The 17,176-nt window shown below is 39.4% G+C and carries 15 protein-coding genes; 8 read left to right on the top strand and 7 right to left on the bottom strand.

What is annotated here, in order from left to right; genetic code table 11:
• Window positions 1–7: 7 nt before the first annotated feature.
• Entirely contained in the window at window positions 8–1,216 is a 1,209-nt protein-coding gene (locus tag VGA95_10995; protein ID HEX9667065.1) for a cofactor-independent phosphoglycerate mutase, read from the top strand.
• On the opposite strand, the gene mazG is transcribed toward VGA95_10995, so the two are convergent.
• The 3 genes from mazG to VGA95_10980 are packed head-to-tail and all read right to left on the bottom strand — an operon-like array spanning window position 1,213 to window position 4,127.
• Window positions 1,213–1,998, bottom strand: a complete 786-nt coding sequence (mazG, locus tag VGA95_10990) for a nucleoside triphosphate pyrophosphohydrolase (protein ID HEX9667064.1) — start codon at window positions 1,996–1,998, stop codon at window positions 1,213–1,215. The two genes, VGA95_10995 and mazG, sit on opposite strands and share 4 nt — an antisense overlap.
• 45 nt (window positions 1,999–2,043) lie before the next feature.
• A complete protein-coding gene (locus VGA95_10985; GenBank protein HEX9667063.1) occupies window positions 2,044–2,997 on the bottom strand; it encodes a metal-dependent hydrolase in 954 nt (317 codons plus the stop codon).
• Between the two features lie 2 nt (window positions 2,998–2,999).
• Window positions 3,000–4,127 carry a Xaa-Pro peptidase family protein gene (locus VGA95_10980; GenBank protein ID HEX9667062.1) on the bottom strand — a complete coding sequence of 376 codons (1,128 nt, stop codon included), beginning with the start codon at window positions 4,125–4,127 and terminating at the stop codon, window positions 3,000–3,002.
• Between the two features lie 116 nt (window positions 4,128–4,243).
• Here VGA95_10980 and VGA95_10975 point away from each other — a divergent pair, with 116 nt between their 5' ends.
• The 7 genes from VGA95_10975 (at window position 4,244) to VGA95_10945 (ending at window position 11,795) form a co-directional block, all read left to right on the top strand.
• On the top strand, window positions 4,244–4,741 hold the full coding sequence (locus VGA95_10975; GenBank protein ID HEX9667061.1) for a DUF4149 domain-containing protein: 498 nt from the start codon (window positions 4,244–4,246) through the stop codon (window positions 4,739–4,741).
• A gap of 16 nt (window positions 4,742–4,757) precedes the next feature.
• On the top strand, window positions 4,758–5,081 hold the full coding sequence (gene erpA / locus VGA95_10970; GenBank protein ID HEX9667060.1) for an iron-sulfur cluster insertion protein ErpA: 324 nt from the start codon (window positions 4,758–4,760) through the stop codon (window positions 5,079–5,081).
• A gap of 168 nt (window positions 5,082–5,249) precedes the next feature.
• Window positions 5,250–6,185: an aldo/keto reductase gene (locus tag VGA95_10965; protein HEX9667059.1), complete on the top strand. Its 936-nt coding sequence runs from the start codon at window positions 5,250–5,252 to the stop codon at window positions 6,183–6,185.
• 118 nt (window positions 6,186–6,303) lie between these two features.
• A complete protein-coding gene (locus VGA95_10960) occupies window positions 6,304–8,106 on the top strand; it encodes a carboxyl transferase domain-containing protein (protein HEX9667058.1) in 1,803 nt (600 codons plus the stop codon).
• Between the two features lie 322 nt (window positions 8,107–8,428).
• Window positions 8,429–10,306 (top strand): FAD-dependent oxidoreductase, encoded by a 1,878-nt coding sequence (locus VGA95_10955; GenBank protein ID HEX9667057.1) that lies wholly within the window; start codon window positions 8,429–8,431, stop codon window positions 10,304–10,306.
• A gap of 34 nt (window positions 10,307–10,340) precedes the next feature.
• Window positions 10,341–10,673, top strand: coding sequence for a hypothetical protein (locus VGA95_10950; GenBank protein ID HEX9667056.1), 333 nt, complete (start codon window positions 10,341–10,343; stop codon window positions 10,671–10,673).
• 93 nt (window positions 10,674–10,766) lie between these two features.
• On the top strand, window positions 10,767–11,795 hold the full coding sequence (locus VGA95_10945; protein ID HEX9667055.1) for a glycosyltransferase family 2 protein: 1,029 nt from the start codon (window positions 10,767–10,769) through the stop codon (window positions 11,793–11,795).
• A gap of 107 nt (window positions 11,796–11,902) precedes the next feature.
• On the opposite strand, the gene VGA95_10940 is transcribed toward VGA95_10945, so the two are convergent.
• The 4 genes from VGA95_10940 to VGA95_10925 form a co-directional block, all read right to left on the bottom strand.
• Complete coding sequence (locus tag VGA95_10940) at window positions 11,903–12,493, bottom strand: NADH-quinone oxidoreductase subunit I (GenBank protein HEX9667054.1); 591 nt, start codon at window positions 12,491–12,493, stop codon at window positions 11,903–11,905.
• Window positions 12,494–12,615: 122 nt separating this feature from the next.
• Window positions 12,616–14,382 carry a sodium:solute symporter family protein gene (locus tag VGA95_10935; protein ID HEX9667053.1) on the bottom strand — a complete coding sequence of 589 codons (1,767 nt, stop codon included), beginning with the start codon at window positions 14,380–14,382 and terminating at the stop codon, window positions 12,616–12,618.
• A 15-nt stretch (window positions 14,383–14,397) separates the two neighbouring features.
• Complete coding sequence (locus VGA95_10930; protein HEX9667052.1) at window positions 14,398–15,933, bottom strand: glycoside hydrolase family 3 N-terminal domain-containing protein; 1,536 nt, start codon at window positions 15,931–15,933, stop codon at window positions 14,398–14,400.
• 93 nt (window positions 15,934–16,026) lie between these two features.
• Window positions 16,027–17,176, bottom strand: a 1,150-nt coding sequence (locus tag VGA95_10925; protein HEX9667051.1) for an anhydro-N-acetylmuramic acid kinase, incomplete at its 5' end; no start/stop codon positions are given.

The raw sequence follows: 17,176 nt of genomic DNA, 5'->3' as shown, positions 1-17,176 counted from the left end.
TTTCCTCATGAAATATGTGATTTTACAAGCAGATGGGATGCCAGACCATCCCTTGCCAGAACTTGGAAACAGAACACCGCTTGAAGTCGCCCATACACCCAACCTGGACAAATTTGCCCAAACTGCAATACAATTTGGACTTGTAAAAACGATTCCCAATGGTCTTCCTCCCGGAAGCGATGTAGGTAACTTAAGTGTACTTGGCTATGACCCAATCAAATATTACACAGGCAGATCCCCTCTGGAGGCAGCGAGTATCGGTGTCAAGTTAGCAGAATCAGATGTTTCATTAAGGTGTAATCTGGTAACACTGACTGAATCAAATGGAAAATCGGTAATGGAAGATTATAGCGCAGGCCATATATCAACTGAAGAAGCTAAAGAAATAATCATTGACCTCAAAAGAGGTTTAGAAACAGAGAAGATAAGATTGTTCCCGGGTGTTAGCTACAGGCACCTACTTGTATGGTCGAATGGCAACGCAAATATTAAAACAACTCCTCCTCACGACATCTCTGGAAAAGAAGTCTCCGCTTACTTTCCCAGTGGCGATGGAGCTGAGATTCACAAAGAATTGATCGAAAAATCTAAAGAAATCCTGAGAGACCATCCCGTAAACAAAAAGAGAATCGAAGAAGGGAAAAATCCCGCTACGAGTATCTGGCTATGGGGTCAGGGAACTGCTCCAAACATGCCGAAGTTTAATCAGCTCTACGGAATCGAAGGAGCCGTAATATCAGCGGTGGATCTGGTGAAAGGAATCGGGGTCTATGCAGGACTTCAAGTGATAGATGTGCCGGGTGCAACAGGTTACCTTGATACAAACTATCAGGGTAAAGTTGATTACGCCCTTCGCGCGCTGGACGAGGTTGACCTTGTAATGATACATATTGAAGCTACAGATGAAACAGGGCATGAAGGCAAGGCGGATTTAAAAATCCAGGCAATAGAAGATGTTGATACTCGAGTTTTAAAAAATATTTTAGAAGGGATAACAAGGTTTAAGGATTATAAAATCTTAATCTTGTCCGATCACCCGACACCAATAGACATCAGAACACATGTAGATGAACCGGTGCCCTATGCTATCTGCGCCTCTAAGGATATGGATATAAAAGATCACTCTTTGTCATATACCGAAAAATTTGCCTCAAAGACCAACGTCTATATAGAAGATGGCTGGAAATTAATGAGCATATTCTTAGAAATTAATTAAGCCTCATTCTTTACCTTAACCCAGAGCTCATCCATCTCCTCGATTGACAGTTCAGACAGATCCTTATTCATATCCTTTGCCATCTCTTCGAGGTTTCTAAACCTACTTATGAAATTATTAATTGATCTGTGAGAAGCGCTTTCAGCGTCAATATCCAGATGTCTAGCGAGATTGACCAGTGAAAATATTAAGTCACCCCATTCTTTTTCCATCGATTCTTTGTCTCCACTTTCTAATTCAATTTGTAGTTCATTAAGCTCCTCCTTAACCTTTTCGATCACATCTTTTGCATTATTCCAATCAAAACCAACATAAGAAGCCTTCTCGCCCACCCTTTGGGCACGGAGCAGTGAAGGCATGGAACGTGGTATCTCAAGAAGTTTTGTTTTGCTAGACCCCTCCTTAAGCTTTTCACCATGCCATCTCTTCAATGCCTCTTCGGCATTTTTGGCTTTTTCCTCTCCGAAAACATGGGGGTGTCGCCGGACTAATTTATTATAGAGTCGAGTAACTACACCATCCATACCAAATTTCCCTTCTTCCCTGCATATTTGAGATGCAAACACAATCTGATAAAGAAGATCCCCTAACTCCTCTTCGACTTCATCTATATCGTCTGACTCTATTGCTTCAATCACCTCATAAGCCTCTTCAATAATAAAAGGCTTGAGAGTTTCAAGCGTCTGCTCTTTATCCCATGGGCAACCGTCTTTACCCCTCAAATACTCGCACAGTTCCACCAGGTCTTGTAAGGTTCTTTCTATATTTCTCTTGTCTGACATGATTATTGGGATTTCAGATAAATTTTAATCGGCCCGTTTCTTCGTTCAAAATACCAATCTAACTTTTCTACCATTTAGAGAAACATTCTTTAAGGCCCCTTGACTACTAAAGACTATTTTCAAATTAAATGGATTTCTATTTGGAATAATATTAAACCTTAAATCATAATATCCAACAATGTGTTCGCCATTTACTTCTGAGTATTCGGCGATTGGATAATCCGCAAACGACTTAAATAGATTAGTCACCGTTAGATAATTGGCTCTGTCTATGAAAATATTCCTTTTAATTTTTGCAATCTTAGCCAATCTAACCGGGGCATTTCTTAAGATCGAATAGTCCAATCTATAAAACGCATGTTCCGTTTCAATCACCCCCATCCAAAAGAAGGGAGCAAGTGGACGGGGATAAACAGTCGACCTTTTGACAGCAATTGAGCTGGTCGCGGCAAACCTGGCTAATTTCTCTTCATATAATAATCTCACGCATAGATTCATCATCAAGTAAACCACCAGAAAAGTGAAGATCGAAACAGATATCATCAATGCTCTGTCACTCCGCTTCCAACATAAAATGAGTCCCAAAATTACGGGAATGGTAATGAACGGATCAAGTATAAAGACAAGGTTCCAGCTGTATCTTTTCAGACTAATTGGGTCGAAGATCACCGTCCCATAGGATGTGATTAAATCAAAAAAAATATGCGAATAGATTCCAAGTGCCACAATTACTGATAAGAGAAAAAATTTTTTAAACGAAGCGAACCGATAAATTGCTGCTGTAATGAATATAGCAAAAAATGGAGCAGCTACGATTGAATGTGTAATTCCTCTGTGGTACCTAAGAGAGAATTCAGGCCCGAAAAAAGAAACTACGAGGTCTATGTCAGGGAATATTGCTCCAATTAGAAAGGCTATCGCCGCAAACCTTCCATTTCTTTGTGAAAAACCTGTTTTTGAACCGAGGATACCGATAAGACCATGAGTTATTGTATCCAAAACTACACCCTAAATTTTTTTGGATACTTAGTTAGATTCAAACATCCGTCCTTTTCTACAACTACCACGTCTTCGATTCTTATCCCTCCGAGGTTCTCGTAGTATAGCCCCGGTTCGACTGTAACTACATTTCCCTCCTCAAGAATCCCCTCACCATATCCTATTCTTGGCGGTTCATGAATCTCGAGCCCAAGCCCATGCCCTGTCGAATGAATAAATCCCTGATGTTTTCCATTAATATATCCAGTCTCGAACCCGCTATTTTTGAAGAAGTCTACAATCGATTGATGAACATCCCTGGTCTTTACACCATGCTTAATAAGACCGATGCCTAACTTCTGTCCGCTGAGAACGGTTTTATACATTTTCTCTAATTCTTTTGATGGAGTACCTTTTACAAATGTCCTTGTCATATCACCAAAATAACCACTCTTTTGTGACCTGGGGAAAATATCTATGACAATAGGCCGATCCGCCACTAGAGGCCCAGCACCAGTGTGATGAGGCATAGAAGAATGTACACCGCAAGAAACAATAGTGTGTGAAGCGGTGTAACCCAATAATGAAAGTAGAGCATTTATTTCACCCTTTAGTCTATCCGAAGTAAGGGGAGTGCCGTTGAAATAAACTATATTCCTCAGAACGCGTGAAGAAGAGATCATACGAAGAGCTAAGTCCATCGCTTTCGAGGTTTTGGCGAGTGAATCTTTTATTAAATCTATTTCTTTTTTAGTCTTTTTAAGCCGCTCTTCAAAAAAAGGCTCTTCTTCTTTGTAATTTATCCTATAACCCAGCTTCCTCAACTCGTCGGCATACTTAACAGGAAACTTCCCCGGGACAATTGCACTCTTAATCCTATATTCATTGAATATGAGATCAACAATGTTTGTAAACACTCTTCTATTTCGCTTTTTCGATGGAAGTTTATTTCTATACTCCGTGAAGGAAAGAACAAAATCTACATTGGCCTCTTTTTTCCCTCTTTCCATTTCTAGCTCATTTAGTACGAGTATCTTTCCTCTTTTGTGCTCAATATAAATAACTGGATCGGGCACAAAAAAATTGATTCTATAGAAAAGATCCGCATTACTCTCGCTGGAATCTATCATAAGAATTGCTTCACCTTTCATGAACTTAACTATACCTAAAAGTTCGTTTTTCTTCTAAGTACTTTTATTTACTGCAAACCTACTACGTTTTTTTATTTGAAGGTATAATATAAGAGACAAAGGGAATCATTCCACGAATGCAGACTCTTCTCAGATTCTTGTACTTTCTGTCTTTGATTTTCTGGCTCGGAAGCATCTTCTTTTTCTCTCTCATTGCTGCCAGAAGTGCTTTTAAAATCCTTCCTCGTGAAATGGCCGGTGATCTTGTGGCCGATATATTTCCTAAGTACTACCTCATAGCATATCTATGTGGTGGGGTTGCTCTCTTTACTACCATAATTAATTGGGTTGCTGGCTATACCGCATCAGGAGTTGTTTATACATTAATAATTGCAATACTTTGTGTAATGCTTGGACTTTCTCTATATGCCGGTACTGTCATAACACCGAATGCCCACGAATTAAGAATGGAAATGCGAACCCTCTCTAAAGACGTCCCCAGGTACAATGAAGTTCAGAGAAATTTCAGCTCCCTGCATAAACGGTCGGCCATAATTAATTCAGTGATTTTTCTACTTGGAATTGCAATTGTTATTTTAACTGCATATACTTATAGGGATCGAAGATTATTCTGAACGGAGGAGTAACTATATGTTTGAAGTTACCACTAAGGCCGCACATGAAATCAAGAGACTTTTAGCGGATGAAAATATACCTAATGCTGTATTAAGAGTTCGCGTAGTTCCAGGTGGATGCTCGGGTTTTTCATATGAAATGGGTTTCGATGATGAAACCGACGGAACAGACCAGGTATTCGAAATGGAAGGTGTAAAGGTAGCAATTGATGAGTCGAGCTACGCCTATCTACAGGGAGGCGTGCTGGACTACACAGATGGCCTCAGCGGTACTGGATTCAAAATAAACAACCCGAATGCCACTGGTTCTTGTGGCTGTGGTTCTTCGTTTACACTATAATTTAGTAATTAAAATAAATTTCTTAGGGCTGGACTCTTGGATTGAGATCGTAAGAGCCAGCCTTTTTTATTAATAAAGCTATTTCAATCGCCAGTAAATAACGGACATGTTCAATTGTAGATTCCGAATATAAATCGATGCCCAATCGTAACTCCTATTCATAAAAAATTGAAATATAGGACGCTAGGAAGCACCAACCTTTTAGTATCAGAAATCGGATTTGGTACCTTGGGTATAAGTGGTCTTGGATATGGATCTACTGATGACGATGAATCTATAAGGACGCTGCATAAGGCTCTTGATATAGGTATTAACTTGATCGATACAGCAGACTCCTATGGGAACGGTCATAGTGAGGAACTGATTGGAAGGGTTTTAAAAGAAAGGGGGGATAAGGATACGATAATTGCTACCAAATTCGGCTGGGATTTCTATAGACATGATGGTATAAGATGTAATTTAAAAAGAGATTATATTTACTTTGCACTTGATAAAAGTCTCAAAAGATTAGGTAGGGATTGGATAGATATCTATCAGGTACATAATTCGAAACCGGATTTAATTATCAAAAATAAAGTCTATGAAACACTCGACGAATTAAAAGAACAAGGGAAAATCAGATTCTGTGGAGTCTCTGCTTCACATATAGATGACGGCATTGAAGCAATCACTTCTGGAAAACCAGATGTGATACAGGTTAGGTATAATTTATTAGACCAAAATGCAGAAAAGACAATATTCCCCTTAGCACTTCAGAAAAAAACAGGAATTATCGTACGTGAGCCTCTTGCCTGTGGCTTTTTGACAGGCAAATACGATTCAAGATCAATATTTCCAAAGAGTGACCATAGAAGGGGATGGAATAGAAATTTCTTAGAAGACACAGAAAGAAAAGTTAAAAAATTAAAGTTTCTTAAAAGCCCTGAGAAAACCCTGACCCAGGCAGCATTAAGTTTTATACTATCATATAAGGGAGTTTCATCCGTTATTCCCGGATCAAAAACAGTAAAGCAATTATGCGAAAACGTTGGAGCATCAAGTGTTAAACTTAATTCCTTTGAACTTGAAGAAATTAGGTCATTGTACACAAACAATTTTCAATAATAAAACCTGCCTTGAGCATTTTTTTATATTTTTCTTTTTTTTTATGGCAAATACAATTATCATAATCTAAATCATCTCAATCATATAAAAATATCACCATTTTCGAATAATCGTCAGTATGTCTAATAATTCAAGGTTCATTAATATTCACGAACAGGCAAGATCGTACCATAGGGTGAAATCAAGGCATATTCTTGAATCCCTATATTCGGATTTTGTAGACTGGCACAAGATCCCCGATTTCCACAATAAAATTACTGCACCTTCAGGAAGAATCATCGAATTTATCGATGACCCTGCAGTCTTGATTGGCACCGCAAGGCTTAAAAGCAAAAACAAACGGGTAGCCATTATAGCACAACAGACACCGGCAAATGAATCTGAACGGGCAAAATTAAATTACGGTTTAGTCAAAGCAGATGGTTACGGCCTAGCATACAACATGATGATCTACGCAGAAAAAAATGGATTAATGCTTCACACGTATATCGACACAATCGGGGGCGATCCGTTCGAATATTCAGCGGAGAAACTGCAATCTTGGCTCATTTCATATTGCCAGGCGAAAATGATCACACTAAATACAAAATCAATTTCCGTGATTATTGGCAGTGGCGGTAGTGGAGGAGCCATTGCGTTGCAACTTGCACATAGAAGGTTTATGCTCTCCCACGCTGAATACTCAGTTATAACTGCAGAGGGGTGCTCTGCCATAATATTTCGAACAGCCGATAATATTGAAGAGGCACTAAAGGTACTCCAGCCTTCTTCTGAATATATGCTAAGATATGGTATTGTCGATAAGGTAATTAAAGAACCATCTTTGGATAAATCCGATTACCTAGTTAAAACCCTTGAAAATATCAAAAAGAGTGTAAATCAAGCTGTTGATGAATTAGAACGTTCCGATATCAAACACTTGCAAAAAAATTTAAGAGAAAAAATCGAAGAATGTGGTCGACTCGGAACAAAAAGAAAAAGATATCAGGCATTCGCAAAAAAGATCAAGGGGTGGCTGCCTTTTTCCAAGAGCACTAACTCTCAAGTTTCACATATGCAGATTGCACTATACGGAGCAGAACCATACGTTTGTAACGACGAAAAAGACACCGAGGGTAAAATTATCAGGTATGGCTGCCGGAACCGTTCTACCAAGGAAGAGTTTGAATCAAATTATTATGCCTGTCCATACTGTCAAAAACCCAGCCCACTAGGTTCAGAAGATTACCTGAACTTACTGCTGAATCCCGGATCATTCCATGAAATACGTCCTGACATCAGCGTGGATGACATTGACGGAAGATTTAAATTTTATGACTATTCCGATAGCAGAAAAAAAATGTCATCTCGAACTGACTCCAAGGACTCATTAATCATAGGTTATGGAATGCTTACTGACATGCCAGTTGCAATAGCCGTAAGCGATTTTCGTTTCATGGGAGGGTCAATGGGATCTGTGTTTGGAGAAAAGATGAAAATGATCGTCGATTATGCTATAAATAGAAGGTTACCTCTGATCTCAGTGTCTTCTACGGGCGGCGCTAGGATGCACGAGGGAACAGTTGCCCTATACCAAATGCCTAAGACCATCCTTTCGGTTTTGAAGCTTAAAGACGCTGGTCTACCTTATATTTCGATCCTTGGGCATCCTACTACTGGAGGTGCTTTAGCAAGCTATGTAGTACAGGGTGATTTCATGATCGCTGAAAAAAAGGCTAATATCGCCTTTGCGGGAGATCGAGTTGTTAAACTTACGAGTGAAGGAAGGGCACTTGATCCAAACATAACAACATCAGAATTTTACGCTAGGCAAGGGGGCATTAATCTAGTAACCGAGCGCGCTCAACTAAAATCAGCTATATCGGGCCTGCTGAGATTGACTCCCTGGTATAAAAGATTTAAGAAAACAATGGATTCATGATATTCACGAAATTCAGAAAATATTAAGATCACCAGAAGATTGCTACACTTCGGACTATTGGGGATTAATTACCTCAGTTAATTAGGAAATTCTCTATAGTGTTAAAGCGAAAGGAGAATACTCATCTCCCCCCGCTTTATATCAATAAAAGTGTACCTTTAAAAGGGAGATTTGTGAGACATTTAAAACTACCTCAAATAATATAGAATCATAGAATCGGGTACAATATTAGTCTTTATTCAAATGAAAATAGACTCGTATCACATTGATTTTCTATGATATTGTAATCATAAACCTATATCAAATGAAATCATAACAACAGATGAAAGCGTCCAATGAAGCAGTTAATGATAAGAAGGTAATAATCATAGGTGCTGGACCCGCCGGACTCACCGCCGCATATGAACTTTGTAAAGCTAGCATCGAATCATTAGTGGTCGAAAAGGACACCACCGTTGGAGGTCTGGCAAGGACAGTTAACTTCAATGGTTATCTTTTTGACATAGGTGGACACCGCTTCTTCACAAAAGTTAAGTCGGTGGAAGAAATGTGGAATGAAGTTCTGGGATCTGACTTTATCAAACGTAACCGCCTTTCTCGAATCTATTACGATGAAAAGTTTTATTACTACCCGTTCCGAATTTCAAATGCACTCCTCAACTTGGGAGTTTGGAACAGTATTTTAGTAATAACCAGCTATATCAAGTCTCAGTTATTTCCTCAAAGGCCTGAATTAACATTTGAACAATGGGTATCAAATCGTTTTGGAAAGCGCCTATACCAAATGTTCTTTAAAACCTACACCGAGAAGGTATGGGGAATTTCATGTAATGAAATAAGCGCTGATTGGGCTTCACAGAGGATAAAGGGTCTTTCCCTTTTCACCGCACTCAGGGTTGCTTTACTCAAACAAAAAAACACTGCTTCAGAAAACTCGATTAAAACACTGATTGATTCCTTCCATTACCCAAGATTTGGACCAGGAATGATGTGGAATGAGGTTAAAAATAGGGTTATTGACAATGGCAGTAAGGTTCTTTTAGGAGCAGATGTTAAAAAAATATACTTATCCGACAACAAAGTCACCCGGCTTGAAATAAATATAGAGGGGAAGAGTGAAGTTATAAGTGGTACGCACTTTATCAGTAGCATGCCGGTAAGAGAATTAATTAACAAATTGAGTCCTGTTGCACCTAATCCTGTGCTTGAAGCTGCAAGGAACCTCAATTATAGAGATTTTCTTACGGTGATTCTTATAGTCAATAAGAAAGAGGTGTTTCAGGATAACTGGATTTATATACACGATCCAAACGTACGGTTGGGCAGAATTCAGAATTTCAAGAACTGGAGTCCGGATATGGTACCGGACCAAAATAAAACCTGCCTGGGTCTTGAATATTTCTGTTTTGAAGGAGACGGACTTTGGACCATGCCAGATGAAGATTTAATTGAGCTAGGTAAAACTGAACTGACATCTTTAGGACTGGCAGACAAAACTCTAATAGAGAATGGGACTGTTGTGCGAATGCCAAAAGCTTATCCTGTTTATGACTCCTCATATCTTGAATCCCTAGAGGTAATCAAGCAATTCCTTGCCAATTTTGTTAACCTGCAGCTAGTTGGTCGAAATGGTATGCATAAATACAATAATCAAGATCATTCGATGCTGACCGCGATGTTGGCTGTGAGAAATATACGCGGTGCTAATTATGACCTATGGAAGGTTAATACAGATAAAGAATACCACGAAGACATTTCTCAAGCTGAGAGAACAGATGTCGATGAATTATCAACGCTTGCCACCACGCAACCATTACACCCAAGACTATTCACAATCAAAAACGAAAAGCTTACCGGCTTAGATTTACTGATAAAGGCATTTGCCAGAATGGATAAATTTGCATTCGCCCTTGCCGTGGGATCAGCCTCTGGACTTGCTATTTTCGTATCTACATTCTGGTTAATATTAACAGGAGTCGATTCAAGAGACCCAAATTTCAACCTCCTTGGACAATATTTTATCGGTTATACGGTCTCCCTAAGCGGCACACTTATTGGTTTAGGGTACTGTTTTCTTTGGGGATTTATCTTTGGGTGGTTATATGCATACCTCCGAAATCTATCTATAAGTGTTTACCTTCATAGGGTCAAAAGACAGGCAGAATCTAGATCATTTAAGGACTTCCTAGACTATATCTAGGTACTTCAGGCATGAGAAAAAGGGCTAATTAAATATGGAAGGAAAGAAAATTAATACGGAAGAAGAAAATCTCTATAGCGCGGTGATGATCTTGAATACTAAGATGCTGGGTCTAACTCTAGGCATCTCGATAGGTTTGGTCATATTTATTGCAACCAACTGGCTCGTTTTAAAGGGTGGGCATATTGGTCCAGGAGGGGAGTACATAGTTGGTCCTCATTTAGAGCTTCTTAGTCAGTTCTTTATTGGATACAAGGTATCTTTTATGGGCAGTATTCTAGGATTTTTCTACGGTTTTGCTTTTGGAACAATCTTTGGAACCCTAATCGGTTGGATATATAATAAGATCGTTGAACTCAGGAAGTGAAGAATATTTTCAAGATTAACTTTTCGTCGTCGTTATTGCTTTATAACAAGATACCATTTAAATCCTAGATTTAACTGAAAGTGATAAGTTCAAATGAAGAAACCTCCCGTGATTTCGGTTATCATTCCCGTTCATAATGGCAGCAAGCATCTGAAGGATTGCTTGGATGCATTAATGAGATCTTCTTATTCTAAATATGAAACAATTGTCGTTGATGATTGTTCCACAGACGACAGTGTAGAAATAAGCGAGAGAAAAGGAGCAATAGTTTATAAACTGCCTCATCACTCTGGGCCTGCGGCAGCACGTAACTACGGAGCGAAGATGGCAAGAGGAAAAATAATCGTATTTATTGATTCCGATGTAATTGTACGGTACGAAACCATAGAGAGAGTCATCGATGACTTCAGAAAAAATCCCGATGTCGTAGCTGTATTCGGTTCCTACGATGAAAGCCCGGCCGCGGAAGACTTCCTGTCGCAGTTTAAAAATCTACTTCACCATTTCATTCATCAGAATTCAGAAGAAAATGCAAAAACCTTTTGGGCGGGTTTCGGAGCTATTTACAGGGATGTTTTCCTCCAATTAAATGGATTTGACGAGATAAGATATACAAAACCATCCGTTGAAGATATAGAACTAGGTCTAAGAATTTGTAACGCTGGTTATCAAATCCGCCTGGATAAAGATTTAAAGGTTAAGCATTTAAAGCAATGGACCTGGTATGGTTTGTTGAAAACCGATATTTTAAACCGGGCTTTGCCATGGTCAAAATTGATAATCGAGAATGGAGCTCTTTCCGGTGACTTGAATCTAAAGGTTAATTACAGAATAAGCTCATTCTTAGCTGGAATAATTATAGTATTGCTAATTTTAACTATGTTAGATGCCGTGAATATCATTGCAATTGGTTTAAACGCATATTTCATTGCTCTCGCCGTCTTGCTAATTATCGCTATAATAATCCTCAATCTGGATTTATACAATTTTCTTTTCCACAAGAGGGGTCTAAAATTTACTTTTTTATCTATACCGCTTCATTTCTTGTACTACTTATACAGCGGAATTACATTCGTCACTTGCTGGATTCTTCACAAGTTATATCTTCTTCGTTCGACGTAAAAAAAATTTAAATAATGGTTTATTTTTATCGATAAAAAACCTTCAAGATGGCGCTAGAACAACGCAGAATCAACTATGAACGATTTTTATATGAAGACCGGCCAGAATTATTTCTTTGTATAAATTCCAGTTAATTCTCTCACTTTTTTAGCTTCATCAGGGTCATCTAAAATCTCACCTTCTCCCATTTCATACAGGAAGTTTGCATTATCTCTGGGTGCAACACTCTTTACATTCGGGTCGAAGAATACCTCTTTAGTATGAATAAGCCCTGCCCTGTTATACGACGCAAGTTCATATTTCATCCCCATCCTAAGGGCATCGCATGGACAAGCCTCAACGCAGAATCCACAAAATACGCACCGCATAAAATCTATGTTGTAAACTTTTGGCCTCCTTTCTATGCCGTAATCATCTGCAGGTTCAGCAACTATAGATATTGCTTGCGTGGGGCATGCAACCTCGCAAAGCTTGCAAGCAACACACCTTATCTCACCCTCATCGTCTGCTGGTAAAATATGAAGGCCCCTATACCTTGGTGGAAGCTGTTTTATTTCCTCTGGATATTGCACAGTGACGGGTTTAAAAGCTAAAAGATGCTTGAGTGTTATCATCAAGCCACGAAATACCTCTGGCAGGTAAAGTTTCTCAGAAAAACTGAGCTTGGGCTGCTTTAAAACTTTCACTGAAATTGTCATGGGGCATCCGTAAAAATAATAAAACTTAAATAGTTATAACACAATTAACAAGATTTGAAAGTCAGAAAATAACCACAAAGCATTGAAGCTTTCGATTTTTAATACAGACAATCTCACGAATATCAACTTTCTCTAAATTCCTTTTTTAGTCGAATATAAATCAAAATTCCCGAGCAGGCAGAAATTGAAATCATAATGAACCCTAGAGTTGAATGTCCAAAAAGCAATTTGCCTAGTCCAACCATCGCAAAAAATATAAAACCAACTCCTAAAAGCCAATTAATCACTACTGGGAAAAATGAAGGTGCTGTGATGATCGGATTCATTTCTTTCACTGGACCCCAAAAACCCCATGGGCGTACCCTGTTATAGAATTTAAATAACGTTTCCTTAGGTTCAGGATTGGTAAAATATGTAACTAACACCCAGCTTACGATGGAAACCGGAATTACTATGATCTGGTGCTTTAGCTCGATAGGCACTTTCTGTAGCCTGGTAAACATGGTCAGAACGAAAATCGTTATCAAAGATGAAGCGAGAGCGGATATCTCAGACCATGCATTAATCCTCCACCAGAACCATCTGAGTACCAGCACCAATCCGATTCCCGCGCTCATAGCCCAAAGGTAAATCCAGGCTTTGCCTATGTTTTTGATGTGAAAAGCGATATACCCAGCGAGTACGGTCAGAATCAATGTGCAGACCCTTGAAATAAGAATATAATGAGCTTCCGGCGCATTTTTCTTAATAAATCTCCTGTAGATGTCATTCATTAAGTATGATGCCCCCCAGTTAAGTTGCGTAGATAAGGTCGACATAAATGCCGCAAGAAATGACACGATTAACAAACCGGTAAGACCAGAACCAAGGAAATCTCTGACAACAACAATGTACATGGCTTCGTTGTCCCCTCCTGTAACGGACGCAGTCGGATAAACAATCAGAGAAGCTACTGCAATTAATACCCATGGCCAGAGTCTAATTACATAATGGTTGAGAGAAAACCAGGCTGTTCCTAATAAAGCATGCCGCTCGTTCTTAGCAGAACACATCCGCTGAATGAAATATCCTCCTCCATCAGCATTATGGGAGGACCACCATATGATGGTCACGTAAACTAAAAAAACGAAAAAACTGGATGACCAAAAACCTTCACTAACCGGTATCCCGCCTGACGGGGTCATAAAGAATGAAATATGAGTCTCAAGTCCATTTATTTTTTCGAAGAAACCAGGGAAACCGCCTATCTCTGGGGAACTAATCACCACCCAGGCAAGAACAATTGTGCCAATAAGAGCGACAAAATATTGAAGAAAATCAGTAAGCGCTACTCCCCACAACCCAGACATCATAGTGTAAAAAAAGGCAATTGCCATGCAAATGAAGATGGCAAGAGGAGTATCAACTCCAAAAAAGACCTTGAGAACCTTAGCCATTGCACTAATTACCCATCCCATAACGATGAAATTGAATAACGTGGAAAAATAAAAGGCCTTAAAACCCCTTAGAAATGCCGCAGGCTTACCACTGTAACGAATTTCAATAAGTTCATTATCCGTAATGACCTCTGCCCTTCTCCATAGCCTTGAGAAAACAAATACGATAAATACATGACTAAATATATAATTCCACCAAAACCAATTTTTCCATATCCCCTCTGTTCTAATCCATCCAGTTATCACAAGTGGCGTATCGGTAGCAAATGTTGTAGCAACCATTGAAGTCCCAATGATCCACCAGGGAAGGTTTCTTCCAGAAACGAAATAAGAGGACATACTCCCACTTGCACGTCTGGTAAAATAGACGCCTATAATCAAAGAAAACAGTAAATAAGCAACGACAATTAACCAATCTAATGGACTGAGAGAGTTTAAGTTAAATTCAGACATAAAGTTAATCGATTCTTAAATTTTGCTTAATCGAACGGGAAGGATTCCTTCGGGTTTGAGCTTTCCTAAAAGCACCTCTGCGGCTGCATTTTGACAAACATCAAGTTTATCAAAGGCACAGATGATTGTATCGAAATTCTCAAATCCCCGAACTACATATGGCGACCCAAAAGATATTAAAAACTTATCACGGTTAATTCTGGCAACGCTCCTTAAACAATTCTTAAAACTCTCGGGTAGCTTGTAATAATCCTTCCAAGCACCAACCGATGTATATGTTAGGCAGATTATCGGTTGGCGAGATCTCGATTCAGTTTGAAAAGGAACATCCGGACTAGAAAGCGGGATTACTTCTACTTTACATTCTATTCCGGCATCCAAGAGTCTTCCAACAAAGGGCTTAGAAATATCATCTGAAGATTGAGTAACATCGAAAACAAATATCTTCACCCTATTATTAACCAATCTACCTCCTTTCACAAGACAAACAGAGCGCCTGGCAATTTCGTTAAGAATTCTCAACCCAGGGTTTTCCCCTTGCAAGAGATCAATCTGAGGCTCATCAAGCCATCTCGATTTTGCCATGATAACCTTTTCTACAGCCCTTTCTAAATGAGCCATAGAGATTTTTCCGTCCGCTACCCTTTTAGTTAATTTTTCCACCAGGCAAATAGGATCTACAGGGTCGAGGATTATGTCACACCCAGCAGTCAATGCCTGACCTGCCATGTCCACTTCGTCACCGTATTCAGATAACGCTTCCATCTGAAAAGAATCCGATATTACCAAACCCCTAAATTCTAGGTCGCGAAATAATATTTTACTGATTAATTTTGCCGAAAAGGTCACAGGAACAGCATTTTCATCTATCCGGGGCAATGAAATATGGGCTGTCATAATTGATGAAACACCTTCACTGATTGCTTCTCGAAATGGAATCAGATCACATATTAAAAATTCCTCAATAGATTGAGATAAAGTTGGTAAACCTATATGCGAATCAATATCGGATGAACCATGTCCTGGAAAATGCTTGGCACATGCCATTACTCCATACTCTTGAGTACCCCTGATAAATGAAGTTCCTAGTCTTGAAACCTTATGGGGGTCATCACCGTAGGAACGGATTCCTATTATTGGATTATCAGGATTTGAATTAACATCTAAAACAGGGGCAAAGATAATATTTAGACCCTGAGCCTTCATCTCATTAGCGATGAATCTAGCCTGGCTATAAACAAGATCGTTATCACCTATTGCTCCGAGAGACATTGTAAAGGGAAAAAGAGTAGCCCCGGACAATATCTGCCCTAATCCCCGTTCGGCATCGCATCCAAACAGCAAAGGAATGGGTGAAATATTCTGGAGTTGTCGAATTGCCCGACCCGTATTCTCACAATCCCCTCTCATGATAATAAAAGAACCAACTTTATATCTCTCAACGAGCTCTTTCGCATAATCCAGAGTATCCGATTCATAAAAATCAAGCCTAGGCATGAGTATCTGTCCAATCTTCTGCATTAGGCTCATCGTATCAATACCATATTTCATCGCTTCTACCTTCAGCCCTAGTACAATACTGGGCTCCAAATGCTTTTAATGGAAAAGAATGATAATCCAATGGAAACTACCTGACTTCTGCTTTCAGCAAGCCCTACCTAACGCAATCTTTCCTAAAGGCACAAATGACTTAGCGCCTGTTACAGTGGGCAAATTAGTGTAATTACCGGAGATAAGCTCATTTGCGAAGATGGCAAACGCAATCGCTTCCTTTGCGTCAACTGGTATTCCATAAGCATCCGAGCTTGAAATTGTTACATTATTCACCCTTTCTTTCAGTCTCTTCATCAAAATCGGATTTCTACTCCCTCCACCACTACATATTACTTCACTAACACTCCATTTCGGAAATATAAAATGGTCGTAAGATATCGCTATAGATTCCACAGTTAGCTCAAGTAGTGTCGCCATCAAATCGAATAGCGTAATTTCACCATCTTTTGCCAAAGAATAAAGCTCCATTGCCATCCTTTTGCCAAATCGTTCTCCGCCGGTGGATTTCGGTGGTTTAAGACTGAAATAGGGATCGGACAACAGCCTTTCCAATAATCTTTTATCAACATTACCCCCCTTAGCAATCTCCCCATCAACATCGTACCTTTTTCTTCCCTCCGTTGCTAAACTCACAATCCAGTTCATCAGGAGGTTTCCAGGCCCAGTATCAAATGCTACAACATCCGATATTCTTTCGGTTATCACAGTGACGTTAGATATCCCACCAATGTTCTGTGATGCTAATGTCTTTCCAGATCCATGAAAGAACAGATAATCTGCATAAGGGATCAATGGAGCGCCTTCACCGCCTGCAGCTATATCACGGGTCCTGAAGTCACCGACAGTAGTTATTCCGGTGCGCTCCGCAATTACATCCAGCTCACCTATCTGTAATGTAGAGGGAACACCATCTCTTGAAGAGGGCGGATTATGATAAATTGTCTGACCGTGTGAACCGATCAAATCTATATCACCAACCTGAAATCCGGCCTCCTCAATAACAGCAATGGCAGCATCGGCACAGGCTCTTCCAACAAGAAAGTTAAGTTCAGAGATTTTTTCTATTGAGATAGATGAGTCTAAGCGCTCTATGCCTTCAATTATCTCCGATTCATATGGAATACACGTAAATTTTATTAATTCGAATTTCGTATCAAGGCCAGACCCCGTAATCTTGATAAGAGCCGCATCTATCCCATCCATAGATGTGCCAGACATTAAACCCACAACCAGTCTTTCT

It is taken from the genome of Thermodesulfobacteriota bacterium (genome assembly GCA_036397855.1).
In the GTDB taxonomy this organism is placed as follows: Bacteria; Desulfobacterota_D; UBA1144; order Nemesobacterales; family CSP1-2; genus DASWID01.
Note: the sequence above shows the minus strand (reverse complement) of the source record. Positions and strands in the feature narration are given on the sequence as shown.

Coding starts and splice junctions, on each gene's coding strand:
- VGA95_10950 (HEX9667056.1), top strand. CDS start 10,341: ATGGAAGGAAAGAAAATTAATACGGAAGAAGAAAATCTCTATAGCGCG.
- VGA95_10980 (HEX9667062.1), bottom strand. CDS start 4,127: ATGAAAGGTGAAGCAATTCTTATGATAGATTCCAGCGAGAGTAATGCG.
- VGA95_10960 (HEX9667058.1), top strand. CDS start 6,304: ATGTCTAATAATTCAAGGTTCATTAATATTCACGAACAGGCAAGATCG.
- mazG (HEX9667064.1), bottom strand. CDS start 1,998: ATGTCAGACAAGAGAAATATAGAAAGAACCTTACAAGACCTGGTGGAA.
- VGA95_10975 (HEX9667061.1), top strand. CDS start 4,244: ATGCAGACTCTTCTCAGATTCTTGTACTTTCTGTCTTTGATTTTCTGG.
- VGA95_10935 (HEX9667053.1), bottom strand. CDS start 14,382: ATGTCTGAATTTAACTTAAACTCTCTCAGTCCATTAGATTGGTTAATT.
- VGA95_10940 (HEX9667054.1), bottom strand. CDS start 12,493: ATGACAATTTCAGTGAAAGTTTTAAAGCAGCCCAAGCTCAGTTTTTCT.
- VGA95_10995 (HEX9667065.1), top strand. CDS start 8: ATGAAATATGTGATTTTACAAGCAGATGGGATGCCAGACCATCCCTTG.
- VGA95_10930 (HEX9667052.1), bottom strand. CDS start 15,933: ATGAAATATGGTATTGATACGATGAGCCTAATGCAGAAGATTGGACAG.
- erpA (HEX9667060.1), top strand. CDS start 4,758: ATGTTTGAAGTTACCACTAAGGCCGCACATGAAATCAAGAGACTTTTA.
- VGA95_10945 (HEX9667055.1), top strand. CDS start 10,767: ATGAAGAAACCTCCCGTGATTTCGGTTATCATTCCCGTTCATAATGGC.
- VGA95_10955 (HEX9667057.1), top strand. CDS start 8,429: ATGAAAGCGTCCAATGAAGCAGTTAATGATAAGAAGGTAATAATCATA.